Below are 24,578 nucleotides of genomic sequence, written 5' to 3' on the forward strand. Positions count from 1 at the left end.
ATGGACATCACCGTGACCGTGCGGTTGTCCGCGGGTGAGGTCGATGCGATGGCTGCGTCGCTCACGAAGTTCGAGCGGATGCGCAGCATTCCCGGTCTTGTGCTGATCGGCGCGCTGGCCGTGGTGGCGCTGATCGCGCTGCCGGCGTTGCCGGCCGGCGTGGCCGTGGTGGGCTTCCTGCTGATGGGCGCGCTGACCTTCTCCTGGTTGCGGGGCGCCCACAAGGCCGGGGCCGCGGCCAGGGAGTTCACCCAGCAGTCCGTCGTCGCGGCCTCGGACCAGGGGCTGCTGGTCACCCGGGGGACGAGCACGTCGGAGACGGAGTGGTCGGACGTCGTTCAGGCCACGAAGACCAAGACCGGCTGGATCTTCGTCTCGCGCCGCGGCGAGGCGACCACCGTGATCCCCAGTCGGGTGCTGACCGACGCCGAGGTCGGTCAACTGACCACCCTGCTGTCCACCTGGTCGGCGCGGAGGTATCGCCGCTCGCCGTTCTAGCGGGCGGTGGCGAGGATGAGGGCGAAGCCGGCCTTGTGGTCGGCCCAGAGCCGGTCGGTGCGCAGGCCGGCGGCGGTCAGTTCGGCCTGCAGCCCGTCGGTGCTGAACTTGGCGCTGCTCTCGGTGATCCACTCCTCGCCGGGCTCGAAGTGCACCGACAGGTCGAGTTCGCGGATCTTGACGCGCTGCTCCACCCGACTGCGCAGCCTCATCTCGATGTGCTGTTCGTTGCTGTTCCACACCGACAGGTGGTCGAAGGCGTCCGGGTCGAAGTCCGCGTCCAGTTCGCGGTTCAGGACCTGCAGCACATGCTTGTCGAATTCCGAGGTGACACCCTGACTGTCGTCGTAGGCGGTGGTCATCTCCTGCTGGTCCTTGACCAGGTCGGCGCCGATCAGCAGGTAGTCGTCGGGGCGCATGATGCCGCGGAGCCCGCGCAGGAAGGGGCCGCGGGAGGTCCGGCGGAAGTTGCCCAGCGTGCCGCCGAGGAAGGCGATCAGCCGGGGGCCGTTGTCGGGCAGCTCGGGCAGCACCAGTTGCGTGGTGAAGTCGGCCCGGAGCGCGTGCAGGACGATCCCGGGTACTCCCGGACGAGCTGGGCGCTGGCCTGGTGCAGCGCGTCCGCGCTGACGTCGACGGGACGTACTGCAGGCCGTCAGGACCCAGCGCCTCGATGATCAGCTTGGATTTCGTCGAACTTCCGGACCCCAGTTCGGTGAGGCTGCGGGCCCCGGTCCGGGCGGCGATCTCCTCGGCGTGGAGCTGCAGCAGTCCCAGCTCCGCCCGCCACACCGGGTACTCCGGGAGCTGGGTGATCTCCTCGAAGAGCTCGCTGCCCCGGGCGTCGTAGAACCAGGTGGGCGCCGTGGTCTTGGGCCTGCGGGTCAGACCGGCGCGGATGTCGGCGCGCAGCGCCCTGGCGTAGAACTCGGCTTCCAGGGTGTCGGTGTAGCCGTAGCCGCGGGTGCCAGTCATGAGGGCCTCTCTTCGTTCGACAGAGGGGTGATGCGGACCTGGTGGTCACGGTCGGTCAGCAGCAGCGCGTGCTCGGGCACCTCGCGCCAGCCGGCCCCGTCGTCGCAGGGTTCGGACGCCACCAGCACCTGGTCGGCCGCGCCGCGGTACCAGAGCGTGTCGCCCCAGCGGACCGCGGCGATGGTCAGACCGTCGGTGAGCAGCAGGTTCAGCCGGGCCTGCGGGCGTGCCGCGGCGACCGCCAGGGTCACCGCGGCCAGTGCGTCGCCCGGTGGATCCCCGGCGGCGAGTCGCTCGTGGACCAGGGCCCAGAGCAGCGCGGAGTCGCAGGAGGCCTCGATCCCGAGCAGATCGGCGCCGGTCAGGGCGGTGCGGACGTCCTGGGGGAGTCGCTGCCAGCCGTCGACCGCACCGTTGTGGCTGAACAGCCACCGCCCGGTGCGGAAGGGCGCGCAGGCGGCGGCGTCCAGGCTGGTGCCCGGGGTGGCGTCGCGGACCGCGGCCAGGATCGCCCCGCTGTGCAGGGTGCGGGCCAGGTCGGGCAGCTCGGTGTCGGTCCAGACCGGTACCGCGCGGCGGTACCGGGCCGGTGCGTCCTCGCCGCCGGGCGGGTACCAGCCGATGCCGAAGCCGTCGGCGTTGATCGTCCCGTGGGTCTGCCGCCGCGGCTCCCAGGACTGCCGGTAGAGGCTGAGCGGCCGGTCCGCCAGCAGCTCGGCGAGCGGGCGCACCGGTCCCAGCCAGGCCAGGTGACGGCACATCAGCGGGCCTCCGCCGCGGGGGTGCGGTCGGCGTCCCGTGCGGTGCGGAAGCCGGAGAAGATCTGGCGCCGGATCGGCAGGTCCCAGTTGCGGAAGGTCGACCGGCAGGCGACCGGGTCGGTGCCGAAGGAGCCGCCGCGCAGCACCTTGTAGTCGCCGCCGAAGAAGACCTCGGAGTACTCGGCGTAGGGGAAGACGGCGAAGCCGGGATAGCCGGTGAAGTCGGTGCTGGTCCACTCCCAGACGTCGCCGAGCAGCTGCCGGGCGCCGGACGGGGCGGCGCCGTCCGGGTAGGAGCCGGCCGGGGCGGGCTCCAGGTGGCGCTGGCCGAGGTTGGCGTGGCGCGGGCCTGGATCGTCCTCGCCCCAGGGGTGGCGCAGGCTGGTGCCGGTGGCCGGGTCGTGCCGGGCGGCCTTCTCCCACTCGGCTTCGGTGGGCAGCCGCCGCCCGGCCCAGCGGGCGTAGGCGTCGGCCTCGTACCAGCAGACGTGCAGCACCGGCTGGTCCGCGGGGAGCGGCTCCACCCGGCCGAAGCGCCGCCGCAGCCAGCGGTCTTCTCCACGACCGTCGCGCAGCCAGAACAGCGGGGCCTGCAGCTGTTCCCGCTGCCGGTGCTCCCAGCCCTGCGGGCTCCACCAGCGCTGCTGGGTGTAGCCGCCGTCCTCGACGAACTCCTGGAAGGCGGCGTTGGTGACCGGAACGGCGTCCAGCCAGAAGCCGCCGACCTCGACCCGGTGGGCCGGGCGTTCATTGTCCAGCGCCCAGGCGTCGGTGGAGCTGCCCATGGTGAACGGGCCTGCCGGGACCAGGACTTCGGACGGCAGCGCGGCCGCGTCGGCCGGTGCGGGCGGCGGGGCCGGGGCGTGCAGCACCGGCGGTCCCTGGCGCAGCTGGTGGGTGGCCAGCATGGTCTCGTCGTGCTGCTGCTCGTGCTGGGCGAGCATGCCGAAGACAAAGCCCCCCTCGAACAGCGGGCTGCCCGCGGTCGGCGCCGCGGCCAGCACCTCCAGGGCCTGGTCGCGGACCTCGGCCGCGAAGCTGCGGGCCTGGTCCGGTGGCAGCAGCGGTAGGGCGGGGCGGGTGGCCCGGGGGTGCTGGAAGGCGTCGTAGAGCGGGTCCAGGTCCGGACGCAGGGCGGGGCGGCCGCCGGCCGTCCGGACCAGCCAGATCTCCTCCTGGTTGCCGATGTGGGCCAGATCCCAGACCAGCGGGGACATCAAGGGCGAGTGCTGGGCCGAGAGCTCGGCGTCGTCCAGGCAGTCGGTGAGGGCCAGGGTCCTGGCCCGCGCCGTCTCCAGAGCCACCCGGGCCCGCTCCTGCGGCGTCGATGCGGGCGCGGGCCCGGGCGCCGGCATGGACGGCGGCGGCTGCGTGGGCTCGGACGGCGGCGCGGGCATGGGCGCGGGCGCCGCCGTGGACGTGGCCTGCGGCGGTGTGTGCTGCGGCGTCATCGCGTTGCGCCTTCCGTGAGGTCGGTTGCGGCTCCGGTGCGCAGGGCGTCGAGCCGGTCGTCGGCGGGACAGCGGCCCCGCTCGGGGTAGCGCTGGGCGAAGCGGGCCACCGCCTGCTGCAGGTCCGCCGGGGTGTCGGCCCGGGCCAGCGCCGCGCGGGCCAGTTCGAAGCAGGTCCTGGCGCAGGCGCCGAGCTGCGGGTCGGCGGGTCCCTGCCCGGCCGCGCGCAGCCAGACCGACCAGGGCGGCAGCTCGCCGCCCTCGGTGAGGGCCTCGGTGGCCCGGTACGCGGCGCGGGCGGCGGACGGGTCGTCGAGCAGGGCGGTGACCAGTAGGGCGGCCACGATCCAGTCGTCGCCCCGCTGGGCGTCGATCATGCGGAGTTCCAGCCAGCCCCGGGGCCGGACCGGGGGGAACAGCGTGGTCAGGTGGTATTCGGCGTCGCCCAGGGTGGGCGGGGGGCCGGCCTGTGTCCCGTGCAGCCAGGAGCGCAGCGACAGCTCCGGCGGTGCGGTCCACGACTCGGGCTCGGGGCGGCGCAGGGCGAGTACCCCGGCGTCCAGGGCGTAGTGGGCCCAGTCGGTGCGCGGATCCCCGTGGGGGCTCGGCGGGCGGGTGCGGCCGGGGTCCATGTTCGCCCAGACCGCCTGCCGGCTGGAGCGCCAGCCGGTGGGCCGGCCCTGCCACAGCGGCGAGTTCGCGAAGGCGGCGACCAGCACCGGGCCCAGCCGGTGCAGCAGCGCCCAGCGGAACCGGTAGCCGGTGCTGCTGTCGCTTTCGTCGCCGGCGTCGACGTTGATCTGGACCGAGGCGGTGGCGCGCATCATCATCCGGCCCCAGGGGCCGGAGCGGTCGAAGTACGCCTCCATCGCCCCGTAGCGGGGCTGGTCCAGCACCCGGCCCGGGGTGCGGAAGGGTTCCAGGCCGCATCCGGCGGCCACCAGGCCTGCCGCGGCCAGCGCCTCGCGGAGGGCGGCGAGGTCGGCGGCGGTCTCCCGCACGCAGCGCACCGCGCTGGGGGCCCGGCTGGAGCTGAGCTCGACCTGGCCGCCGGGTTCGAGGGTGATCCTGCCGCCGTTGGGCAGTTCGGTCAGCGGTGCCAGCGCGGACCGCAGCCGGTCGAAGGGCACCGCCGCGGTCGGATCCGCGTGGTCGCGGACCAGCCATTCCAGTTCGATGCCGGTGTGCTGCGGTGGGCCGGTCTTGAAGGAGATTCCGGCGATGTGTGTCAGCGCTTCGCGTTCTCCGAACTTGGTACCCATGGCCTCGCTCCTCTCGTTCCGATCCATCACCAATAACCCGATACCTGCCGATTATGCGATGAGACTCGGAAATCCTGCGCGGCGAGCCGGGTGGAGCGGGTGGAGCGGGCGGAGGTGGGCGGAACGCGACGGACCCCCGGCGCGTGGTGCGCCGGGGGTCCGTCGGATGGTTGGGTGATTGGGTCGTTGATTCAGGCGGGGAGGTGCCACTGCTGGTTGGCGCCGCCGGAGCAGTCCCAGATCTGCAGCCGGGTGCCGTTAGCGGAGCTGGGTCCTGTGGCGTCCAGGCAGCGGCCGGAGCCGGTGTTGACCAGGGTGTTGTTGCTGCCGACGGTCCATTTCTGGGCGTTGGTGCCGTTGCAGTCGTAGAGCTGGACCTTGCTGCCGTTGGCGGTGCCGGCCGCGGTGACGTCCGCGCACTTGCCCAGGGCCTTGAGGGTGCCGTCGGTGCCGACGGTCCAGCTCTGGGCGCTGGTGCCGTTGCAGTCGTAGAGCTGCACGGCGGCGCCGTTGGCGCTGCTGGCCCCGGCCACGTCCACGCACTTGCTGCCGTAGCCGGTGATCGGTCCGACGTGGGTGCCGACCGGCGGCGTCGTGGTCGGCGGCGGGCTGGTGGGCGGGGTGACGGTGCCGGCGCCGGCGAGCCACTTCAGCCCGTTGAGGACCAGGCTGTTCTGGTCCGCGCTGGCGAAGGTCGACGACAGCGTGGTGTTGGTGGCGTAGTCCATCGCGTTGTGGCCGAAGTTGGCGTAGATCATCTTGTAGTTGCGATTGGTCCAGACGATCGGGTAATAGCCGCTGTACCAGGTCTGGTTGGGATCGGTGCCGACCGGGAAGCTGGACGGGTCGATCGAGGCCAGGATGTCGATGTTGGGGTTCTGCCGCAGGTCGTTGGTCCAGCTGTACCACTCGCTCACCGAGGAGGTGATGGTGGCGGGCAGCGCCGCGGTGGCGGGGTTGGTGTGGTCCTCGATCTTCAGGGTCTCCGAGGTCGGTCCCCAGCTGTTGGTCTGGAACGCGCCGGTGCCCAGGAAGGTGCTGTAGTACCAGGGCCAGATGCTGGGGTCGGTGTTGAAGGCGGAAACATGGAAGCCCATCCAACCGCCTCCGCCCTGCACGTACTGCTGGAAGGCGGTCCGCTCGGCGGCGGTCTGCGGTGCGTCGTCCAGGAACAGCACCACCTGGTAGTTCTTCAGGTTGGCGGTGTTGAGCTGGGTCCAGTCGGTGGTGGACGTGTAGGTGAAACCGTTGGCGGCCCCCTGCTGCGGGAACCACTGGTTGGCCTCGTGGTCGAAGCTGATGTGGGCGGCGTCGTAGGTGCCGTCGTAGAAGGCGATCACCTTGAACGGGGTGGTTGTTGCTGCCCGGGCACTGCCGGAGCCTGGGGCCGCTATCAGCCCGAGCAGGAGCGCGCACAGGGCGAGCAGGCCTAACGGCGCGGTGTACGAATAACGATCGTGGTATTGCCCGGACATGAAGCAGGCCGTGCGGTGGAGTGGTGTTGTGACGCATCACCCGGGCCGCACGGCCTTGTCCAAGCGTATCTTCACCGGCCTCCAGCCGCGGCGACTCGGCAAACTCGTCGCCGAACTCGCCGGCGTCTGGACTGCTGCCGAGGAATCCCGGCTGCGTGAACGCCGAGGCCACGAGCGGTTGCGTGCGGCCGGGGCCGGCCCCGACCACGATCTGGTGTTCGTGGACCGGATCATCGTGACCCTGGTGGCGCTGCGCTTCCAGCTCCCGCACGCGGCCCTGGCCGAGCTGTACCGAGTGGACCGCTCCACGGTCACCCGCGCGATCCGTGAGATCAGACCGCTGCTGGCCGCACGCGGATTCGCCGTCAAGGACCATCCCGAGCTGCGGCTTCGCACCCTGGCCGACGTCTTCGCCTACGCGGCGGCCGAGGGCGTCGAGCTGCGATTCGACGGGACCGAGGTCCAGGTCCGCCGCCCGCGCGCCAACAAGCCCGGCCGACGTGCGTTCGTCTCGGGCAAAAAGAAGATGAACACCAAGAAGGCCACCGTCGTCACCGACGGCCAGGGCCGGACTCTGTGGGCCGGGGCGTTCCGCCCCGGGCGGATGCACGACCAGACGGCGGTGCGCACCGAGGGAATCGCCGACCTGTTCAGGCAGTTCCCACAGGTCAAAGCCAAGGTCGACGCCGGATACCGGGGCCTGGCGAAGGAGTTTCCCGACCAGGTCCAGGCTCCGCCGCTCAAACCGAAGAAGGACGCGACACCCCAGGAACTCGCGGCCTGGAACGCGGAACGCCACCAGCAGTCGTCGGAGCGCATCTGCGTGGAGCACGCCAACGCCGAGCACAAGCAATGGCGCACCCTGCAACGCTTCCTCGGCCGCCGCGAAGACTTCGACGAGACCTACACAGCCGTAGCCGGCCTGGTCTCCGACCGCGCTGCCGAGAGGTGATCACCCATCAGACAACCCGCCAGGCCGACACGCCCTGACCTCAATCGCACACAGCGCCGTAACAGTGCGCGGTTGGTGGGGAAGGTGGAGCGGGTCGGGACCATGAGCGGACCCCTTCTGGGTGGGTGCTGACGGGGGTTCAGGAAGTGAACCGGGGAGCGCTCTCCCGCTACTTCTCTCGCGACTTGATTGAACTCAAATCGCATGGTCACGTCAATGGTCTGGGCCAATATTCCGACATCTGTCGAGGCCCGAGGGGGTGTTGGCGCAGGTCGAGGCACTTCCACGGAGCAGTGCGGGGAAGGCTATTGACGGGTGATTGGTTCAGACCTATCTTTTCAGGCGACTCGGCATGTTCATGTTGCTGATACGTATTCATATCTGTGAATGCCAGGGATTTGTTCCACCCCCACAGGAAGGCATCCCCATGCGTTCGTCCCCTCTGCACGGTCGTCTGCCCCGACGCCGCCGCGCGCTCTTCGGCGTCACCGGCCTGTTGGTCGCCGTGCTCGCCGGAGTGCTGACCGTCCCCTCGGGCAATGCGGCCACGACCACCCCCGCCGCGGCCGCCGTCCCCGCCGTGGCCCCCGCCCCCACCTCGTTCGTCCACCCCGGTGTCGGGGTCAGCCTGACGCAACTCGCCTATGTGAAGACCCAGGTGCAGGCCGGGGCCGAGCCCTGGAAGAGCGCCAACACCCAGATGATGACCAGCAGTTACGCCTCGCTGACGCGAACCCCCAAGGCGCGCGCCAACGTCGAGTGCGGCCCCGTCTCCAACCCCAACAACGGCTGCACCGACGAGCGCCAGGACGCGATAGCGGCCTACACCGACGCCCTGGCCTGGTACATCACCGGAAACGCGGCCTACGCCAAGGAGTCCATCAAGCTGATGGACGCCTGGTCGTCCACCATCACCGAGCACACCAACGCCAACGCCCCGCTGCAGACCGGCTGGGCCGGATCCATGTGGCCGCAGGCCGCGGAGATCATCCGCTACACCTACACCGGCGGCTGGGCGAACCAGGCGCGCTTCGGCACCATGCTGAAGAACGTCTACCTGCCCGAGATCATCAACGGCTCCAACAGCAACGGCAACTGGGAGCTGGTGATGATGCAGGCGGCGGTCGGCATCTCCATCTACCTCAACGACACCGCCGACTACGCCAAGGCCATCAACAAGTACCTGGTCCGGGTCCCGGCCTACATCTATCTGACCTCGGACGGCGCCCTGCCCAAGACCGTCCCCAGCCAGAACCTCAACACCAGCGCGAAGATCATCTCCTACTGGCAGGGCCAGTCGACCTTTGTCGACGGGCTCACCCAGGAGACCTGCCGCGACTTCACCCACACCGGCTACGGCATCGCCTCGATATCCAGCGTGGCCGAGACCGCGCTGATCCAGGGCCAGGACCTCTACCCGGAGGTCGGCCCCCGGCTGCAGCAGGCGCTGGGCTTCCAGTCGAAGTACGAGCTCGGCGCGGCGGTGCCGTCCTGGCTCTGCGGCGGCAGCGTCAACAAGGGCCTCGGCCCGGTCACCGAGCCCGGCTTCAACGCCCTGCACAACCGTGAGGGCATAGCGATGGCCAACACCCAGACGCTCACCGAGCAGAAGCGGCCGCAGGGCAGCAACGACCTGTTCGTCGCCTGGGAGACCCTCACCAACGCCGACAACCCCGACGTCGTCCCGACCGGCGGCACCACCCCGCCGACCTCGGCGCCGCCGACGACCACCCCGCCGACGACCACTCCGCCGAGCACGTCCGCCGGGCAGATCACCGGCTACGGCGGCAAGTGCGCGGACGTCACCGGGGCCAAGACCGCCAACGGCACCGCGATCGACCTCTACGACTGCAACGGCACCGCCGCGCAGAGCTGGACCGTCGGCACGGACGGCACGCTGAAGGCGCTGGGCAAGTGCCTGGACGTCACCGCGGCCGGAACCGCCAACGGCACCAAGGTCGACCTGTACGACTGCAACGGCACCGGGTCGCAGGTCTGGACGGCGGGCAGCAACGGCTCGCTGGTGAACCCGCAGTCCGGCAAGTGCCTGGACGTCACCGGGCCGAGCACGACCAACGGCACCCCGCTGCAGATCTGGACCTGCGGCGGTTCGGCCAACCAGCAGTGGGCGCTGCCCGCCTAGGCGGGCCGGGTTCCCGAGGGTCACTGGCGACCCCGCGCAACGGCCGGGCGGCATCCGCCCGGCCGTTGCGCTGCCCGGAGTACCCGGTGCCGGGCCACGCCGACGGGGTCCGCAGGGAGGACCCGCCGCTGGCCTAGCGTGATCGTGACGTGGGGGCCGGGACGGGTGCAGGGAGCGCGGGATGGGCTGGGGTCTCGGCTTGAAGCTTCACGGCGACGGCAAGCGCATCGCCGTCGGCGAGGTCGTCAAGCCATGGGAACGGTTGACCTGGGGCCGCACCGTCGGGCTCGGCGCGCAGCACGTCGCGTCGATGATCGGGGCCTGTTATGTGGCCCCGCTGCTCATGGGTCTGGACCCGAACCTGACCGTGATGATGTCCGGTGTCGCCACGATGCTGTTCCTGCTGATCACGCGTGGAACCATTCCCAGCTACCTGGGGTGCAGCCTCTCCTTCGTCGGTGCGGCGACGACCATCAGGGCCCAGGGCGGCAGCGCCGCTGAGATCACCGGCGCCATGCTGGTCGTGGGCCTGGCGCTGGTGCTGTTCGGCGCGATCGTCCAGCGCGGCGGGGCCCGCATCATCGAGGCGGCGCTGCCGCCGGCGATCACCGGCGCCGTCGTCATGCTGATCGGCTTCAACCTGGCCCCGGTGACGGCGGGCACCTACTGGCCGCAGGACCAGTGGACGGCGCTGGCGACGATGGCGGCGACCGGCTTGGCGCTGGTCGCGCTCCGCGGCTTCGGGTCGCGGATCGCCATCTTCCTGGGGCTGGTGTTCGGCTACGCCCTGTCGTGGGGCCTGGACCGGATCTTCGGCAAGATCCACTCGGCCGACTCCTCCGGCAAGGTGACAGACCACTGGCGGCTGAACCTGTCCGGCGTGGGTCCGGCCAAGTGGGTCGGACTGCCGGACTTCCACGCTCCGCACTTCTCGGGGTCGGCGGTCCTGGTCGCGCTGCCGGTGGTGATCGCGCTGATCGCCGAGAACACCGGCCACGTCAAGGCCGTCAGTGAGATGACGCGGGCCGACCTCGACGGCTACATGGGCATCGCCATCGCCGCCGACGGCATCGGCACCGTGGTGTCCACGGCCGTCGGCGGGGGAGCGACGACCACCTACGCCGAGAACATCGGCGTCATGGCGGCGACCCGGGTGTACTCCACCGCCGCGTACTGGGCGGCGGCCGGGTTCGCCCTGCTCTTCGGTCTGTGCCCGAAGTTCGGCGCCATCGTCGCGGCGGTGCCGGGCGGGGTGCTGGGCGGGATCACCGTCGTCCTCTACGGCATGATCGGCCTGCTCGGCGCACAGATCTGGGTGCGCAACCGGGTTGACCTGTCCAACCCGGTCAACCTGATCCCGTGCGCCGCCGGGATCGTCATCGGGGCCGGCGGCGTGACCATGCACATCTCGGACAGTTTCCAGCTCGGCGGCATCGCCCTGGGAACCGTCGTCGTCCTCGTCGGCTACCACGGCCTGCGGCTGCTCGCCCCAGCCCACCTGAGGGACGCGACCAAGCCCCTGGCCGACTGAAACCCTACGAGCGGTGTGACCCTCGGCGGTCGCAGCACATGGCACCGGTTAGGGTCGGTCGCATGGACACCAGGACCGTCGGCACCCCGCTCCACCTGCGGGCCACTCCGGTTCGGCGGCTGCTGTCGGGCCTTCCGCTGGTGCTGGTGGCGCTGCTGCTCGGCGCGATGGAGGTGGGCGCGCTGCTGGACGGCGGCGTTGTGATCCTGATGGTCCTTATGGTTCCGATCATTGCCCTGCTGCTCTGGGCGGCGGTCCGTTCCTTCCGTCTGGAGCTGGTGCTGACCGACGACGCGCTGACGGTCCGCGGCCTGGCCCGGACCCGGACGGTGCCGCGCTCCGCGATCGACGCGGTGCTGCCCTCGGCCGGCGGAGGCGTAGCCGTGGCGGCCGTCCTCTTCGGGGTCTCCGGGGTCAGGCTGCCCACCGTCCGCTGGCACGCCGCGGACGGGTCCGCGCGGATCACGCCGCTGTTCCTGCTCGCCCCCGGCGGCGCCTCCCGCCCCAGCCGCTGGCAGACCGCGCAGCTGGCCACACTCCAGGAGTGGGCCGCCGAGCGCCAGGCGTACTGACGGCCGGGCTGGGGCGGAATCGGGGGTGTGCGTCCGATCGGCCAGGAATGCCGGGGCGGGGGAGCCGTTCGTCCGGATCGGGTCCGGTCCTGGGCAACTATGCCGTTATATCCCTATCTGATGTGCCGTGGGCGGAGAAGATGGGGAGTGTCAGGGGCATGCGCCCGGGGTCGGCCGGGCGCGGCGGCGGGAAGGCGGGAAGCCATGGACGACCTGGGCGCGGGGCCGGGCTCGATCGGTGAGCAGTTGCTGCAGGAGGAACTCGGCACCCAGGCCCGGGCGGAGGCCTTCTACCGGGACCAGACGCTCGATCACCTCAACGCCCGGATGCGGGAGTTCGTCGCCGAGCAGGAGATGGTGTTCATCGCCACCGCCAACGGCCAGGGGGAGTGCGACAGCTCGATGCGGGCCGGACCGCGCGGATTCGTGCAGGTCCAGGACCCGACCTCGCTCGCCTACCCCGACTACCGGGGCAACGGGGTGATGGCCAGCCTCGGCAACGCCTACGAGAATCCCCACATCGGGATGCTGTTCCTCGACTTCTCCCGGTACCGGATCGGACTGCACGTCAACGGCACGGTCCGGCTGGTCCGCGACGAGGAGATGCGCGAGCAAAACCCGGAGCTCCCGATCGACCCGGTGCCGGGCCGGCGGGCCAGGATCTGGGTCCAGGTCACCGTGCAGGAGGCCTACATCCACTGCTCCAAGCACATCCCGCACCTGGTCGCGATGCCGATCGACCGCTCCTGGGGCACCGACAACGTGCGCCGCAAGGGCGGCGACTGGTTCGGCGCCGCCGCCGAGCAGCGGGCCGCCCAGGAGGGCTGACCGCGGGGAGGCCCGCCTGGGGCCCAACCCGCCCCGGCCCGGATCGGAGCCGACACGCTGACGTAAAGTCCGCTGGGATCGGAAGCAGCGTTTGTCGGCGGCCGGGTTGTCTGAGCAGGTGAGGGGGCTCCGCAGGGGAGGCCGCGAGACGGGGGGCCGGGTGTGGGTGCGGACGACGTCGCGTTCACGGAGTTCGTCGCCGAGACGCACAGCCAGTTGGCGAGATCGGCGCGGTTGCTGACCGGGGACTGGCATGCGGCCGAGGATCTGGTGCAGGCCACGCTGATGAAGGTCTACCGGCAGTGGCGCCGGGTGGCGGCGGCGGACTCCGCGCTCGCCTATACGCAGCGGATCATGCTGAACCTGTTCCTGACCTCGCTGCGCCGCCGCTGGCACGGTGAGTCCGCGCAGGACGAGCTGCCGGAGGCGGCCGAGGCGTCCGCGGACTTCACCAGCGCGGTGGGCAGCCGCGACGCGCTGTCCCGGGCGCTGCGGCAGCTGCCGCGACGGCAGCGGGCCGTGGTGGTGCTGCGGTACTACGAGGACCTCTCCGTGGAGCAGACGGCACACCTGCTCGACTGCTCCACGGCGACCGTGCGCAGCCAGGCTTCCCGGGCCCTGGCGAAGCTGCGCTCCGACGCGGGATCCGCTCAGCTGACGCGGGAGGCGTAATGTCCGAGCTTGATGCCGAGGGGGCGCTGCGCGCCCAGTTGAACGCCCTGGTGGAGGACCGTCCGGCGACCCGTTCGCCGGCAGCCCTGGTGATCGCCAAGGTGCGGCGCAGCCGCAGGCGGCGGGCCGTGGCGGGTGGGCTGGCGGTCGCCCTGGCGGTGACCGGCGGAACGCTGCTGGGTCTGCACCGCCCCGTCCACCCGCCGGTCCCGGCGAAGCCGGTGCCGCTCTGCCAGGTGCCGCTGCCCTCGGCCTGGGCGACGGCGCTGACCGACCCGGCGAACGTCCTGCCCAAGGGGACGACCCTGGTCGCCGCCGCGCCGGACGGGTCACGGGTGTTTGTCCAGGACGGCAACCAGGTCCTGCAGCTGACCGACCACCTCAGGACCCGCAGCACGGTGCTGACGCTCCCGGCCATGCCGGCCGGGTTCCCGAAGGCGACCTGGTCGGTGGCCGGCAGCTTCGACGGCAGCTGGCTGGTCCTGGCGCTGACCCCGAGGACCAGCAGTACGAGAACACCCTCGGCCTCTATGCCTGGAACATGTCCACCGGGCAGACCAGGACCCTGATGGCGGCGGCGGCGCACCCGACCCAGCAGTTGGGCTTCTGGGCGGCGGGATCGGGCCGGGTGGCCTGGGAGAGCGAGCCCTTCATGCGCGAGGGCTCGCTCGGGGACAGCTCAGGGAAGAACCATCTGATGACCCTCTCCTCCGGCGACGAGCAGGATCCGGGCGGCATCGTCCGGGTGTTCCTCGGGGACACCATGCTGGTCCTCGGCCCGGGCAACGTGCCCAGGACGGTCTCGCTGAGCGGCGGACGTCCGCTGCCGGTGCCCGCACAGCTGACGGCGTTCCTGAAGGCGAGCGGGACCTGGGCGTCGAACACCGGCAACGGCCCGGCCTTCAGCTGGGGCCGGGCCACCACACCGGTCAAGGGCGCGGACGGCAAGGAGATCGGCACGGGACCGGCGAGCTGGGACCTCTGGTGGCAGGGCAACCCCCCGGTCGTCGAGATCACCGCGCCGACCGGCTACTTCGTCGGCGGCGTGAACCCGATAGCACCGGACTACGCGGTCGCCACCTTCGTCCGCGCCGGACAGCCGATCGCCGACGACACCGGCTCGGAGGAGATCCTGATCGACCTGCGGGACCACAGCTACGCGCCGCTGACCGCCGGCCAGAACGACGCCCTGAGCAGCACCGGACGGGCGATCGCCCTGGCGGACCTCCCCAGGTTGTCGGTGCCGGTCACTAGGCTCGGTTCATGCTGACGACGACGGAGATCGATCTCGAACTGAGCGACGGTCGCACGCTGCATGTCTACGACGCCGACGCCGCAGCCGGCACGACCCGCACGGCGGTGGTCTGGCACCACGGCACGCCCAACATCGGTGCGCCGCCCGAGCCGCTGTTCCCGTTCGCGGAACGCAACGGCCTCCGCTGGGTCTCCTACGACCGGCCCGGCTACGGCGGCTCCACTCGGCACCCGGACCGGGACGTGGCCTCGGCGGCCGCCGACGTCGCGGTGATCGCCGACGCGCTGGGCCTGGACCGGTTCGCGGTGATGGGCCACTCCGGCGGCGGACCGCATGCGCTGGCCTGCGCCGCGCTGCTGCCCGAGCGGGTCCTCGGCGTGCTCTGCGGGGCGTCGCTGGCCCCGTTCGACGCCGAGGACCTGGACGACTGGTTCACCGGCATGGTCGCCTCCGGCGAGGCGGAACTGCGGGCCGCCGTCGAGGGACGCGCGGCGCTGGAGCAGGTGCTCGCGGCCGGTGACTTCGACCCGGAGATGTTCACCCCGGCCGACTTCGCGGCCCTGCAGGGGGAGTGGGCCTGGCTGGGCTCCGTGGCCGGGAAGGGCCTGGACAACGGCATCGGCCCGATGGTGGACGACGACCTGGCCTACGTCCGGCCGTGGGGCTTCGACCCGGCGCGGATCGTCGCGCCGGTCGTGCTGCTGCACGGCGGCCAGGACCGGATCGTGCCCAGCTCCCACGGCGAGTGGCTGGCCCGGCACTGCCCCTCGGCCGAGCTCTGGCGGCGCCCGGACGACGGGCACATCTCGGTGCTCGGCTCCGGGGAGCAGGCCCTGGGCCGACTACTGGAACTGATCGGATGAACGGGACCGGATGAGCGGTCAGCGCGGCGGCAGGCCTCCGGTCGCCGGGCTGCGCCCGGTCAGGCAGTAGCTGCCGCCGGCCGGGTCGGCCATCACGATCCAGTGCGGGCCCCGGCCGACCGTGTGCGCGCCCAGCGACTCGTGCCGGGCCCGGACCGCCTCGCGGTCGGAGCAGGCCAGGTCGAGGTGGGCGCCGGCCGGGCGGGGGACGTCCAGGCGCTGCAGCAGGAACCGGACCGGCAGCGCGGCGGGCGGCCGGAGCACATGGAACTCGGGAAGGGAACCCGGCAGCGACTCCCAGCCGGTGAGCTCCGCCCAGAACGCCACCTCGGCCGCGTAGGCCGCCGGGGCGATGTCCAGGGCGAGCTGGTCCAGCCGGCTGGACGAACCGTCGGGGGCCTCGGCCGCGACCGGACGGGTGGCCTCGCCCTGCCAGGGGACCAGGCAGAACAGCTGGCCGCCCGGCGACCGCAGCACTGTCCAGTCGCCATGGTCGCCGACCACGGTGGCGCCCAGGCCGAGGGCCGTCGCGCTGGTGGCCGCCACATCGTCCACGGCCAGGTCGGGGTGCGCGCCGCCGGCGTCGCCGACCGCCTGGAGCTTGAGACAGGCGTCGGCGTCCGGCGCCAGCAGGGTGGCGAACTCGCCGTGCTCGCCCCGGCGGTCGGAGAGCCGGGTGCCGGTGACCGCGGTCCAGAACTCCGCGGCCTCGGCGAAGCGGTCCGCGGGCCGGTCGATATAGGCATAGGTCCATCTGATCAAGGCGTCAGCCCTCCGCGAGGTCGGCCGGGAAGCCTCCGGTGGCGATCGGGCCCCAGCGCTCCGGGGTGATCCGGACCAGCGCCTTGCCCTGCTTCAGCATGGCCGCGCGGTACTCGTCCCAGTCCGGGTGCTCGCCCGCGATGCAGCGGAAGTACTCGACCAGCGGCTCCACGTCCTGGGTCGCGTCGATCACCTCGGCGCTGCCGTCCACCTGCACCCAGGGGCCGTCGAAGTCCTCGGAGAGGACCACGATGCTGACCCGGGGGTCGCGCCGGGCGTTGCGGGCCTTGGCGCGCTGCGGATATGTCGACACGACGATATGTCCGCTGGAATCCACCCCGCAGGCCACCGGCGACGCCTGCGGCCGTCCGTCCGCCCGGGTGGTGATCAGCAGCCCGCGGTGGCGCGGGCGGAGGAAGTCGAGCAGCGCCTCGCGCTCGACGGCGGTGCTGGTGGCGATTCGTCGGCTCATGCCGCGCAGTCTATGGTCGGAGCCCAACCGGAAGGTCCGGGGCGCAGCCGGCAGCTCGGGGCGCAACCGGCAGGTCCGGGGCACGGACGCGGCGTCAGGAGTCGGACGGGCATGGCGAAGAAGGCGAAGCGCGGAGGTCAGGGCACCCCGGCGACGGTGGCGCTGGACGCGGCCGGAGTGGTGTTCACGGTGCACGCGTACGCGCACGACCCGGCCGCGGCCTCCTACGGCGAGGAGGCCGCCGGGGCGATGGGGGTGAGCCCGCTGCGGGTGTTCAAGACCCTGGTCGCCGAGGTCGACGGCACGCTCACGGTCGGGGTGGTCCCGGTCGCGGCGCGGCTCGACCTCAAGTCCCTGGCCGCCGCGGTCGGCGGCAAGCACGCCGCGATGGCCGACCCGGCCGCCGCCGAGCGCGCCACCGGCTACGTCCTCGGCGGGATCTCCCCGCTCGGCCAGCGCAAGCGGCTGCGCACCGTGCTGGACGACAGCGCGCTGGCCCACCCCACCGTCTTCGTCTCGGCCGGCCGCCGGGGCCTGGAGGTCGAGCTCTCCCCGCAGGACCTGCTCACCCTCACCGGAGCCGTCCCCGCCCCGATCGGCCGCCACAAGGACTGAGCCGCAAGCTGGGAGCAGGCCAAGCGCAGGCCAAGCGCAGGCCGAGGGCATGCCGAGCGCCGGGCCCTCTAACGTAGGGGGCATGCACTTCCTCCAACGCTGCCGTTCGCTGGCGCGCGCGCACCCGTACTGGGCGGACGGGTTGCTGGCGGTCGTGCTCTACGCGGTCACCCTGATGTGGCCGACCAATGACCACGTCCCCGCCGAGTGGTCGAATCTCAACCCGCTGCGGGTGCTCGCCATCGCCGGGATCCCGGTGTTCGCCCCGCTGGCCTGGCGCCGCCGCTACCCGGTCGCGGTGCTCGCGGTCTGCGTGGTCGGCACGCTGGGCTTCATGTACGTCGGCCCGGTGCGCGGCCCGATCCTGCTGGGCTCGGCGCTGGCCGTCTACACCGTCTCCTCCGTGGTCGAGCGCAGGCAGGCGCTCGGCATCGGCGCGATCGCGGTGCTCTGCCTGGGCGGCGTCAGCATGCGGCTCTCCCCGGAGGTCTGGGACCGCCCGGTCAACGCCATAGCCTTCGTCTGGACCGCCCTGGCCGTGGCCGTCGGCGAGGCGGTGCGCAACCGCCGGGCCTTTGTCGCGGCGATAGAGGAGCGCGCCCGCCGCGCCGAGCACACCCGGGAGGAGGAGGCCCGCCGCCGGGTGGCCGAGGAGCGGATGCGGATCGCCCGTGAGCTGCACGACATCGTCGGCCACCACATCGCCCTGATCAACGTCCAGGCCGGGGTGGCCTCGCACGTCCTGGACACCCAGCCGGAGCAGGCCAGACAGGCGCTGGCGCACGTCCGGGAGGCCGGCCGCTCCGCGCTGGCCGAGCTCAGCGCGACCGTCGCGGTGCTGCGCCAGGGCGACGAGTCGGACACCCCGCACGAGCCGGTGCCGGGCCTGGAGCGGCTGCCGGCCCTGCTGGAGACCTTCGGCCGGGCCGGGCTGCAGGTCAGCCGGGAGGACGAGGGGGTGCCGCGGCGGCTGCCGACCACGGTCGACCTGACCGCCTACCGGGTGGTCCAGGAGTCGCTGACCAATGTCCGCAAGCACGCTGGGACCTCCGCCGCCCGGGTGCGGATCGCCTACCGCCGCGACGAACTGCACATCGAGGTGGAGGACGACGGGCCCGGCCCGGGGACCCCGGCCGGGCCCGGCACCGGGCACGGGCTGATCGGGATGCGGGAGCGGGCGGTGGCCGTCGGCGGCAGCTTCCGGGCCGGGCCCGAGCCCGAGGGCGGCTTCCGGGTCTGCGTCGACCTGCCGCTGCCCCGGGTCGTCGCCCAGCGATCCGCCACCGCCCGCAGGGCCAGGACCACCGCACCATGAGCACGGCGTGAGCAAGGGAAGCACAGTGACGATCAAGGTAGTCATCGCCGACGACCAGGTGCTGGTCAGGGCCGGTCTCAAGGTCCTGGTGGACTCCGCCCCCGACCTGGAGGTGGTCGGCGAGGCCGCCACCGGGCGCGAGGCCGTCAGCCTGGCCCGCGAGGCCCGCGCCGACGTGGTGCTGATGGACATCCGGATGCCCGACATGGACGGCCTGGCCGCCACCCGCGCCATCACCGCCGACGAGGACCTGGCCGGGGTCCGGGTGCTGGTGCTGACCACCTTCGAGGTCAATGAGTACGTCTTCCAGGCGCTGCGGGCCGGCGCCAGCGGCTTCCTCGGCAAGGGCGCCGAGCCGGAGGACCTGCTGGACGCGATCCGGGTGGTGGCCCGCGGCGAGTCGCTGCTGTCCCCGGCCGCCACCCAGGGCCTGATCGCCCGCTTCCTGGAGCAGCCCGACAAGCGGCCGCCGCGCAGCCCGGAGCAGTTGTCCGTGCTCACCGACCGGGAGCGGGAGATCGTCGCCCTGGTGGCCGGCGGCGGCTCCAACGACGACATCGCCGAGGAGCTGGCGGTCAGCCCGCTGACCGTGAAGACCCACGTCAGCCGGGCCCTGCTGAAGCTCGGCGCGCGTGACCGGGCCCAGCTGGTGGTGCTCGCCTACGAGTCGGGCCTGGTCCGCCCCGGCGAGAGCTGAGCCCGTCCGCAGCTGAGCCCCGTCTGCAACTGAAACGCGAGCGCGGCGTGACGCAGCGCACACGGCGGACGCCTGTGCGCTCTTGCCAAACCCCGGGCGGATCATGGCAGACTGGAGACAACAAGTACGACGTTTGCGCACTCCGGGGTCGGTGTAATTCCGAACCGGCGGTTACAGTCCGCGACCCGGCCGCTTCCAGCGGTCGGTTGACCAGGTGAAACTCCTGGACCGACGGTGAAAGTCCGGATGGGAGGCAGTGCGCTGCGGACAGGGTTCGCTCTGCGTTTGCAGTAGTCCGTCGGTGCCCCTGGGCACTGTCGGGTCTTCTTCTGCGCAGCCGTCCCCGGAGCTGTATGTCCGCATCATCTCTCCCGCAATGCCCCCCGGAGCCCGCGCCAGACAGCGCGAGGAGGATCCGGTGGGCATTTCTTTCGTTCCAGAGCTGTTCACGACGGATGTCCGCGCGCTGCGCCGGTCCGCTGTCGAGGAGAGCTGAAAATGTTCACGGGAATCATCGAAGAGCTGGGTGAGGTCCTCTCGGTGGAGGATCTGGGGGACTCCTCGCGGATCCGTCTGCGCGGACCGGTGACCACGCAGGACGCCCGCGAGGGCCAGTCCATCGCTGTGAACGGCGTCTGTCTGACCGTCCTCGACACCGACGAGCAACTCGCGGCGACACCGGGCGAGTTCAGCGCCGACGTGATGGCGGAGACGCTGCTCAGGTCCAGCCTCGGCGCGATCGGCACCGGCTCCCGGGTCAATCTGGAGCGGGCCATGGCGCTGGGCGCCCGGCTCGGCGGCCACCTGGTGCAGGGCCATGTCGACGGCACCGCCGTGCTGCTCGCCCGCAGCCCCGGCGAGCCCGGCGCGGACGGCAATCCGCAGTGGGAGGTGCTGCGGTTCAGCCTCCCCGCCGCGCTGTCGCGCTACCTGGTCGAGAAGGGCTCGATCACCGTGGACGGGGTCAGCCTGACCGTGGTCGAGGCCGAGACCGAGAGCTTCACGGTGAGCCTGATCCCGGCCACCCTGACCCACACCACGCTGGGCGCCAAGCAGATCGGCGAGCCGGTCAACCTCGAGGTGGACGTCCTGGCGAAGTACGTCGAGCGGCTGCTCGGCGACCGGGTCGGGCAGGGGGGTGAGCCACGGTGAGCGGGCTCATACAGGACCTGAACAGCCAGGCGTTCACCGTCTTCGGCGAGCACATCAAGTGGTCCGACCTGATCGGCAACCTGCTCGGCCTGGGCGCGCTGGCGCTCGGCTGGCGGCGCTCGGTGCTGAGCTGGCCGGTGCAGCTGCTGTCCGGGCTGGTCCTGGTCGCCGCCTACTGGTCGGCCGACCTCAGCGGCGGCGTGGGCAAGCAGCTGGTGGTCATCGTGGTGTCGGTCTGGGGCTGGCTGCAGTGGCAGCGCGGCCGCCGCGGCACCGGCGAGCTGACCATCCGCTTCGCCACCTGGACCGAGCGGGCCTGGCTGGTGGCCGGCACCGCCGCCGGAACAGTGGGCGTCGCGCTGCTGTTCCAGAAGTACGACCTCTCCTGGGCCCCCTGGCAGGACGCCTACCTCTTCACCGGCACCCTCGCCGCGATGATCGCCCAGGGCCGCGGCTGGGTGGAGTTCTGGTTCGCCTGGCTGGCCGTCGACCTGGTCGGTGTGCCGCTGGCGTTCAACAGCGGCCTCGCCTTCTCCGGTCTGATCTACATCGTCTACTTCGTCCTGGTCATCGCCGGGATGCGGTCCTGGTGGCTGCGCACCCGCACCCAGCAGTCCCCCGCCACGATCGTCCCGAAGGGGGCCACCGCATGAGTATCACCCTGGACCCGATCACCCTGCCGCGGCAGGACGCGGATCTGACGCTGGACACCATCGAGTTCGCCATCGCCGAGATCGCGGCCGGCCGCCCGGTTATCGTGGTGGACGACGAGGACCGCGAGAACGAGGGCGACATCGTCTTCGCCGCGAGCGCCGCCACCCCCGAGGTGATGGCCTTCACCGTCCGCTACAGCTCCGGCGTGGTGTGCGTGCCGATGACCGGCGCCGAGCTGGACCGGCTGAAGCTGCCGCCGATGACCGCCGTCAACGAGGACCGCAAGGGCACCGCCTACGCCGTCTCGGTGGACGCCCGCGACGGCGTCAGCACCGGCATCTCGGCCGCCGACCGGGCCCGTACGGTCCGGCTGCTGGCCGAGGCCGGCACCGTGGCCACCGACCTGACCCGGCCCGGGCACGTGTTCCCGCTGCGGGCCAGGGACGGCGGGGTGCTGGAGCGTCCGGGACACACCGAGGCGGCGGTCGACCTGGCCCGGCTGGCCGGGCTCGCCCCGGCCGGCGGCATCGCCGAGGTGGTCAACGACGACGGCAGCATGGCCCGGCTGCCCGACCTGGTCCCGTTCGCCCGCCGGCACGGCCTGGCCATCATCTCCATCGAGGACCTGATCGCCTACCGCCGCCGGACCGAGCGCGGGTCACCCGGGCCGCCGTCACCGCGCTGCCGACCCGCCACGGCGAGTTCACCGCCATCGGCTACCTCAGCCAGCCGGACGGGGTGGAGCACATCGCCCTGGTCGCGGGCGGTCTGGACGCCGCCGGTCAGCTGGCCGGGGGCGGCGAGAACGTCCTGGTCCGGATCCACTCCGAGTGCCTGACCGGGGACGCCTTCGGCTCGCTGCGCTGCGACTGCGGCCCGCAGCTGCAGGCCTCGCTGGAGCGGATCGCCGCCGAGGGCCACGGGGTGCTGCTCTACCTGCGCGGGCACGAGGGCCGCGGCATCGGCCTGCTGCCCAAGCTGCGCGCCTACCAGCTGCAGGAGAACGGCCGGGACACGGTCGACGCCAACCTGGACCTCGGCCTGCCGGCCGACGCCCGCGACTACGCGGCGGCGGCGCAGATCCTGGACGAGCTGGGCGTGGGCTCGGTGCGGCTGCTCACCAACAACCCGGAGAAGCACCTCGCCCTGGAGAGCCACGGGATCACCGTCAAGGAGCGCGAGCCGGTCGCGATCCAGGCCGGCGAGCACAACCTGCGCTACCTGACCACCAAGCGCGACCGGATGGGGCACGAGCTGCCCTGGCTCGCGCAGTAACCCCCCGACTACCTGTTCCATCACTGCGGCAACGAACGAGGAGAGCAAGAAGATGAGCGGCGAAGGCGCACCCGTGCTGAGCGTGCAGGACTGCCGGGGCCTGCGGGTCGCGGTGATCGCTGCCCAGTGGCACGAGAAGGTCATGGACGGCCTGATCGAGGGCGCGCAGCGGGCGCTGAAGGAGTACGGCGTCGAGGAGTCGGTGCTGCTGAGGGTCCCCGGCAGCTTCGAGCTGCCGGTCGTCGCCAAGGGCCTGGCCCAGCGCGGCTACGACGCGGTGGTCGCCCTGGGCGTCGTCATCCGCGGCGGAACCCCCCACTTCGACTATGTGTGCGAGGCGGCCACCATGGGGCTCACCCAGGTCTCCGTGGACACCGGCGTCCCGATCGGCTTCGGCCTGCTCACCTGCGACAACGACGAGCAGGCGCTGGACCGGGCCGGGCTGCCCGGCTCCCGCGAGGACAAGGGCTTCGAGGCCACCTCGGCGGCCCTGGCCACCGCGGTGCTGCTGCGCGGCATCTCGCAGAACCACTGAGGGCTGTTCACGGGGTTCACCGTCCGTTCCCTGGACGCTCACGCGGACCGGGCGGGGGACCCCGTAGGGTGGGAGCCATCATGGCGCAGAAAACATTTGAGGGGCTCTTCGTCGAGCTCCAGCAGAAGGCCGCATCCGGCGACGCGGGCTCGCGTACCGCCGAGCTCGTCGGCCTCGGCGTGCACGCGATCGGCAAGAAGGTGGTCGAAGAGGCCGCCGAGGTGTGGATGGCGGCCGAGCACGAGTCGGACGAGCGTACGGCCGAGGAGATCTCCCAGCTGCTCTACCACCTCCAGGTGATGATGGTCGCCCGCGGCCTCAGCCTGGAGGACGTGTACGCCCATCTGTAGACCCCGCCCTTGAGCAGTCAAAGGGAGCGGGGCACCGAGCACATCCGGTGCCCCGCTTTTTTCATGTCCGAAACCGGATCACCACGAAAGGCACGTTCCATGCTGCGTATCGCCGTTCCCAACAAGGGGTCCCTCTCCGAGCCGGCGTCGGCGATGCTGCATGAGGCGGGCTACCGGCAGCGCAAGGACTCCAAGGAACTGGTCCTGGTCGACCCCGAGAACCAGGTCGAGTTCTTCTTCCTGCGCCCCCGCGACATCGCCATCTACGTCGGCTCCGGCCGTCTGGACGTCGGCATCACCGGCCGTGACCTGCTGCTGGACTCCGGCGCGGACGCGGAGGAGGTGCTGGCGCTGGGCTTCGCCGGGTCCACCTTCCGCTTCGCCGGGCCCAAGGGCATCGCCACCGGCGTCAAGGACCTGGAGGGCCGCCGGATCGCCACCTCCTACACCGGCCTGGTCAAGGCCTACCTGGCCGAGCACGGCGTCACCGCCTCCGCCGTCACCAAGCTGGACGGTGCGGTGGAGACCGCGGTGCAGCTGGGCGTCGCGGACGTGATCGCGGACGTGGTGGAGACCGGCACCAGCCTGCGCAATGCCGGGATGGAGGTGTTCGGCGAGCCGATCCTGGTCTCCGACGCCGTGGTGATCCGCCCGACCGGGGCCGAGCAGGACACCAGGGCCGACCAGTTCCTGCGCCGGCTGCAGGGTGTGCTGGTGGCCCGCAGGTACGTGATGATGGACTACGACATCCGGGCCGAGCGGGTCGCGGAGGCGGTCGGGCTCACCCCCGGCCTGGAGTCGCCCACGGTCTCGCCGCTGCACAGCGAGGGCTGGGTCGCCGTGCGGTCGATGGTGCTCCGCAAGGAGGCGCAGCGGATCATGGACGACCTCTGGACCATCGGCGCCCGGGCCATCCTGGTCACCAACATCCACGCCTGCCGCCTCTAGGAGGTTGCTGAAGCATGACCGCCGGCCCCAGCCTCACCGTCCTCGGCCCGCCCCGGCTGCCCACCAGCTGGCGGCCGCTGCTGACCAGGGTGGTGCTGCTGGGGCTTGCGCTGGTCAGCGTGGGCTTCTTCAGCACCATCGCGGCGCTCGGCCCGGAGGACTGGCAGCGGCACGACCGGATCGGCATCGGGGTGTCCGGGCTGCTGTTCGCGCTGGTGCTGCTGGTGCTGGCGCGGCCGGTGGCCCGGGCCGACCGGACCGGGCTGACCGTGGTCAACTTCGTCCGGCGGCGCCGGCTGGACTGGGCCGAGATCCTGGGCGTCAACCTGCGCCGGGGCGACCCCTGGGTGCTGCTCGACCTCGCCGACGGCAGCACCCTGGCGGTGGTGGCGATCCAGCCGGGCTCCGGGCTGCGGCAGGCGGTCCGGGCCGCCCGGGAGCTGCGCGCCTGCGTCGAGGCCTACGGCACGGCGCTGCGCTGAGTCCACGCTCGAACCACGGCTCGGCGCCGAACCGCCGCGTCGAATAGGTGAGCGTGAGCCGATCAGGCATCCTTGACGGACTG

General features: G+C 71.8%; 25 protein-coding genes, 3 pseudogenes and 1 riboswitch. Of the genes and pseudogenes, 21 read left to right on the top strand and 7 right to left on the bottom strand.

Going from position 1 to position 24,578, the window contains the following annotated elements:
* Window positions 1-498, top strand: a complete 498-nt coding sequence (locus ACXKR8_RS42180; RefSeq protein WP_458269798.1) for a YcxB family protein — start codon at window positions 1-3, stop codon at window positions 496-498.
* On the opposite strand, the pseudogene egtD reads toward ACXKR8_RS42180, so the two are convergent.
* From egtD to ACXKR8_RS42205, 5 genes and pseudogenes are all read right to left on the bottom strand, one after another.
* A pseudogene (gene egtD / locus ACXKR8_RS42185) lies at window positions 495-1,473 on the bottom strand (L-histidine N(alpha)-methyltransferase). The gene ACXKR8_RS42180 and the pseudogene egtD overlap by 4 nt on opposite strands.
* Window positions 1,470-2,234: an ergothioneine biosynthesis protein EgtC gene (egtC, locus tag ACXKR8_RS42190; protein WP_458269800.1), complete on the bottom strand. Its 765-nt coding sequence runs from the start codon at window positions 2,232-2,234 to the stop codon at window positions 1,470-1,472. Before egtC ends, egtD begins: the two are co-directional and overlap by 4 nt.
* Entirely contained in the window at window positions 2,234-3,589 is a 1,356-nt protein-coding gene (gene egtB, locus ACXKR8_RS42195; protein WP_458275226.1) for an ergothioneine biosynthesis protein EgtB, read from the bottom strand. The genes egtC and egtB overlap by 1 nt, the downstream gene beginning before the upstream one ends.
* A 92-nt stretch (window positions 3,590-3,681) precedes the next feature.
* On the bottom strand, window positions 3,682-4,947 hold the full coding sequence (gene egtA / locus ACXKR8_RS42200; protein WP_458269801.1) for an ergothioneine biosynthesis glutamate--cysteine ligase EgtA: 1,266 nt from the start codon (window positions 4,945-4,947) through the stop codon (window positions 3,682-3,684).
* A 191-nt stretch (window positions 4,948-5,138) separates the two neighbouring features.
* Window positions 5,139-6,422, bottom strand: a complete 1,284-nt coding sequence (locus ACXKR8_RS42205) for a ThuA domain-containing protein (protein ID WP_458269802.1) — start codon at window positions 6,420-6,422, stop codon at window positions 5,139-5,141.
* On the opposite strand from ACXKR8_RS42205, the gene ACXKR8_RS42210 reads away from it, so the two are divergent.
* From ACXKR8_RS42210 to ACXKR8_RS42255, 10 genes and pseudogenes are all read left to right on the top strand, one after another.
* Window positions 6,421-7,374, top strand: coding sequence for a transposase family protein (locus ACXKR8_RS42210; RefSeq protein WP_458266773.1), 954 nt, complete (start codon window positions 6,421-6,423; stop codon window positions 7,372-7,374). The genes ACXKR8_RS42205 and ACXKR8_RS42210 overlap by 2 nt on opposite strands.
* Window positions 7,375-7,801: 427 nt before the next feature.
* Window positions 7,802-9,052, top strand: a pseudogene (locus ACXKR8_RS42215) (alginate lyase family protein); the annotation flags it as partial.
* A gap of 93 nt (window positions 9,053-9,145) precedes the next feature.
* Window positions 9,146-9,517: a ricin-type beta-trefoil lectin domain protein gene (locus ACXKR8_RS42220; RefSeq protein ID WP_458275227.1), complete on the top strand. Its 372-nt coding sequence runs from the start codon at window positions 9,146-9,148 to the stop codon at window positions 9,515-9,517.
* 181 nt (window positions 9,518-9,698) lie between these two features.
* Window positions 9,699-11,048 (top strand): uracil-xanthine permease family protein, encoded by a 1,350-nt coding sequence (locus ACXKR8_RS42225; RefSeq protein ID WP_458269803.1) that lies wholly within the window; start codon window positions 9,699-9,701, stop codon window positions 11,046-11,048.
* A 62-nt stretch (window positions 11,049-11,110) separates the two neighbouring features.
* Window positions 11,111-11,620 (top strand): hypothetical protein, encoded by a 510-nt coding sequence (locus ACXKR8_RS42230; RefSeq protein ID WP_458269804.1) that lies wholly within the window; start codon window positions 11,111-11,113, stop codon window positions 11,618-11,620.
* 204 nt (window positions 11,621-11,824) lie between these two features.
* Window positions 11,825-12,448, top strand: coding sequence for a pyridoxamine 5'-phosphate oxidase family protein (locus ACXKR8_RS42235; protein WP_458269805.1), 624 nt, complete (start codon window positions 11,825-11,827; stop codon window positions 12,446-12,448).
* A gap of 162 nt (window positions 12,449-12,610) precedes the next feature.
* Window positions 12,611-13,120 (top strand): SigE family RNA polymerase sigma factor, encoded by a 510-nt coding sequence (locus ACXKR8_RS42240; protein ID WP_458269806.1) that lies wholly within the window; start codon window positions 12,611-12,613, stop codon window positions 13,118-13,120.
* Entirely contained in the window at window positions 13,120-13,689 is a 570-nt protein-coding gene (locus ACXKR8_RS42245; RefSeq protein WP_462100065.1) for a hypothetical protein, read from the top strand. Before ACXKR8_RS42240 ends, ACXKR8_RS42245 begins: the two co-directional genes overlap by 1 nt.
* Window positions 13,662-14,390, top strand: a complete 729-nt coding sequence (locus tag ACXKR8_RS42250) for a hypothetical protein (RefSeq protein WP_462100066.1) — start codon at window positions 13,662-13,664, stop codon at window positions 14,388-14,390. The genes ACXKR8_RS42245 and ACXKR8_RS42250 overlap by 28 nt, the downstream gene beginning before the upstream one ends.
* Entirely contained in the window at window positions 14,384-15,238 is an 855-nt protein-coding gene (locus ACXKR8_RS42255) for an alpha/beta fold hydrolase (RefSeq protein WP_458269808.1), read from the top strand. Before ACXKR8_RS42250 ends, ACXKR8_RS42255 begins: the two co-directional genes overlap by 7 nt.
* 18 nt (window positions 15,239-15,256) lie before the next feature.
* On the opposite strand, the gene ACXKR8_RS42260 is transcribed toward ACXKR8_RS42255, so the two are convergent.
* Both ACXKR8_RS42260 and ACXKR8_RS42265 read right to left on the bottom strand, forming a co-directional pair.
* Window positions 15,257-16,000 (bottom strand): VOC family protein, encoded by a 744-nt coding sequence (locus ACXKR8_RS42260; RefSeq protein WP_458269809.1) that lies wholly within the window; start codon window positions 15,998-16,000, stop codon window positions 15,257-15,259.
* Window positions 16,001-16,004: 4 nt separating this feature from the next.
* On the bottom strand, window positions 16,005-16,472 hold the full coding sequence (locus tag ACXKR8_RS42265; protein WP_458269810.1) for a PPOX class F420-dependent oxidoreductase: 468 nt from the start codon (window positions 16,470-16,472) through the stop codon (window positions 16,005-16,007).
* Between the two features lie 111 nt (window positions 16,473-16,583).
* On the opposite strand from ACXKR8_RS42265, the gene ybaK reads away from it, so the two are divergent.
* The 10 genes and pseudogenes from ybaK to ACXKR8_RS42315 all read left to right on the top strand — a co-directional run bounded on the left by ybaK (window position 16,584) and on the right by ACXKR8_RS42315 (window position 24,495).
* Window positions 16,584-17,087 carry a Cys-tRNA(Pro) deacylase gene (ybaK, locus tag ACXKR8_RS42270; protein ID WP_458269811.1) on the top strand — a complete coding sequence of 168 codons (504 nt, stop codon included), beginning with the start codon at window positions 16,584-16,586 and terminating at the stop codon, window positions 17,085-17,087.
* An 82-nt stretch (window positions 17,088-17,169) separates the two neighbouring features.
* Window positions 17,170-18,402 carry a sensor histidine kinase gene (locus ACXKR8_RS42275; protein ID WP_458269812.1) on the top strand — a complete coding sequence of 411 codons (1,233 nt, stop codon included), beginning with the start codon at window positions 17,170-17,172 and terminating at the stop codon, window positions 18,400-18,402.
* 25 nt (window positions 18,403-18,427) lie between these two features.
* Window positions 18,428-19,099 carry a response regulator gene (locus tag ACXKR8_RS42280; RefSeq protein ID WP_458269813.1) on the top strand — a complete coding sequence of 224 codons (672 nt, stop codon included), beginning with the start codon at window positions 18,428-18,430 and terminating at the stop codon, window positions 19,097-19,099.
* A 133-nt stretch (window positions 19,100-19,232) separates the two neighbouring features.
* Window positions 19,233-19,363: riboswitch (FMN riboswitch) on the top strand.
* 234 nt (window positions 19,364-19,597) lie between these two features.
* Complete coding sequence (locus ACXKR8_RS42285) at window positions 19,598-20,251, top strand: riboflavin synthase (protein WP_458269814.1); 654 nt, start codon at window positions 19,598-19,600, stop codon at window positions 20,249-20,251.
* On the top strand, window positions 20,248-20,904 hold the full coding sequence (locus ACXKR8_RS42290; protein WP_458269815.1) for a nicotinamide mononucleotide transporter family protein: 657 nt from the start codon (window positions 20,248-20,250) through the stop codon (window positions 20,902-20,904). Before ACXKR8_RS42285 ends, ACXKR8_RS42290 begins: the two co-directional genes overlap by 4 nt.
* A pseudogene (locus tag ACXKR8_RS42295) lies at window positions 20,901-22,180 on the top strand (bifunctional 3,4-dihydroxy-2-butanone-4-phosphate synthase/GTP cyclohydrolase II). The gene ACXKR8_RS42290 and the pseudogene ACXKR8_RS42295 overlap by 4 nt, the downstream one beginning before the upstream one ends.
* A 52-nt stretch (window positions 22,181-22,232) precedes the next feature.
* Window positions 22,233-22,715: a 6,7-dimethyl-8-ribityllumazine synthase gene (gene ribH / locus ACXKR8_RS42300; RefSeq protein WP_458269817.1), complete on the top strand. Its 483-nt coding sequence runs from the start codon at window positions 22,233-22,235 to the stop codon at window positions 22,713-22,715.
* Window positions 22,716-22,795: 80 nt separating this feature from the next.
* Window positions 22,796-23,065, top strand: coding sequence for a phosphoribosyl-ATP diphosphatase (locus tag ACXKR8_RS42305; protein WP_458269818.1), 270 nt, complete (start codon window positions 22,796-22,798; stop codon window positions 23,063-23,065).
* Between the two features lie 99 nt (window positions 23,066-23,164).
* Window positions 23,165-24,013, top strand: a complete 849-nt coding sequence (hisG, locus tag ACXKR8_RS42310) for an ATP phosphoribosyltransferase (RefSeq protein WP_458269819.1) — start codon at window positions 23,165-23,167, stop codon at window positions 24,011-24,013.
* Window positions 24,014-24,027: 14 nt separating this feature from the next.
* Window positions 24,028-24,495, top strand: a complete 468-nt coding sequence (locus tag ACXKR8_RS42315; protein ID WP_458269820.1) for a PH domain-containing protein — start codon at window positions 24,028-24,030, stop codon at window positions 24,493-24,495.
* Window positions 24,496-24,578 lie beyond the last annotated feature (83 nt).

The organism is Streptacidiphilus sp. PAMC 29251 (genome assembly GCF_054208735.2).

Bases quoted from the DNA above. Each gene is read 5' to 3' on its own strand.
- ACXKR8_RS42180 (WP_458269798.1), top strand. From the start codon at position 1: ATGGACATCACCGTGACCGTGCGGTTGTCCGCGGGTGAGGTCGATGCG.
- egtC (WP_458269800.1), bottom strand. From the start codon at position 2,234: ATGTGCCGTCACCTGGCCTGGCTGGGACCGGTGCGCCCGCTCGCCGAG.
- egtB (WP_458275226.1), bottom strand. From the start codon at position 3,589: ATGCCGGCGCCCGGGCCCGCGCCCGCATCGACGCCGCAGGAGCGGGCC.
- egtA (WP_458269801.1), bottom strand. From the start codon at position 4,947: ATGGGTACCAAGTTCGGAGAACGCGAAGCGCTGACACACATCGCCGGA.
- ACXKR8_RS42210 (WP_458266773.1), top strand. From the start codon at position 6,421: ATGAAGCAGGCCGTGCGGTGGAGTGGTGTTGTGACGCATCACCCGGGC.
- ACXKR8_RS42205 (WP_458269802.1), bottom strand. From the start codon at position 6,422: ATGTCCGGGCAATACCACGATCGTTATTCGTACACCGCGCCGTTAGGC.
- ACXKR8_RS42225 (WP_458269803.1), top strand. From the start codon at position 9,699: ATGGGCTGGGGTCTCGGCTTGAAGCTTCACGGCGACGGCAAGCGCATC.
- ACXKR8_RS42230 (WP_458269804.1), top strand. From the start codon at position 11,111: ATGGACACCAGGACCGTCGGCACCCCGCTCCACCTGCGGGCCACTCCG.
- ACXKR8_RS42235 (WP_458269805.1), top strand. From the start codon at position 11,825: ATGGACGACCTGGGCGCGGGGCCGGGCTCGATCGGTGAGCAGTTGCTG.
- ACXKR8_RS42245 (WP_462100065.1), top strand. From the start codon at position 13,120: ATGTCCGAGCTTGATGCCGAGGGGGCGCTGCGCGCCCAGTTGAACGCC.
- ACXKR8_RS42250 (WP_462100066.1), top strand. From the start codon at position 13,662: ATGTCCACCGGGCAGACCAGGACCCTGATGGCGGCGGCGGCGCACCCG.
- ACXKR8_RS42255 (WP_458269808.1), top strand. From the start codon at position 14,384: ATGCTGACGACGACGGAGATCGATCTCGAACTGAGCGACGGTCGCACG.
- ACXKR8_RS42265 (WP_458269810.1), bottom strand. From the start codon at position 16,472: ATGAGCCGACGAATCGCCACCAGCACCGCCGTCGAGCGCGAGGCGCTG.
- ybaK (WP_458269811.1), top strand. From the start codon at position 16,584: ATGGCGAAGAAGGCGAAGCGCGGAGGTCAGGGCACCCCGGCGACGGTG.
- ACXKR8_RS42275 (WP_458269812.1), top strand. From the start codon at position 17,170: ATGCACTTCCTCCAACGCTGCCGTTCGCTGGCGCGCGCGCACCCGTAC.
- ACXKR8_RS42285 (WP_458269814.1), top strand. From the start codon at position 19,598: ATGTTCACGGGAATCATCGAAGAGCTGGGTGAGGTCCTCTCGGTGGAG.
- ribH (WP_458269817.1), top strand. From the start codon at position 22,233: ATGAGCGGCGAAGGCGCACCCGTGCTGAGCGTGCAGGACTGCCGGGGC.
- ACXKR8_RS42305 (WP_458269818.1), top strand. From the start codon at position 22,796: ATGGCGCAGAAAACATTTGAGGGGCTCTTCGTCGAGCTCCAGCAGAAG.
- hisG (WP_458269819.1), top strand. From the start codon at position 23,165: ATGCTGCGTATCGCCGTTCCCAACAAGGGGTCCCTCTCCGAGCCGGCG.
- ACXKR8_RS42315 (WP_458269820.1), top strand. From the start codon at position 24,028: ATGACCGCCGGCCCCAGCCTCACCGTCCTCGGCCCGCCCCGGCTGCCC.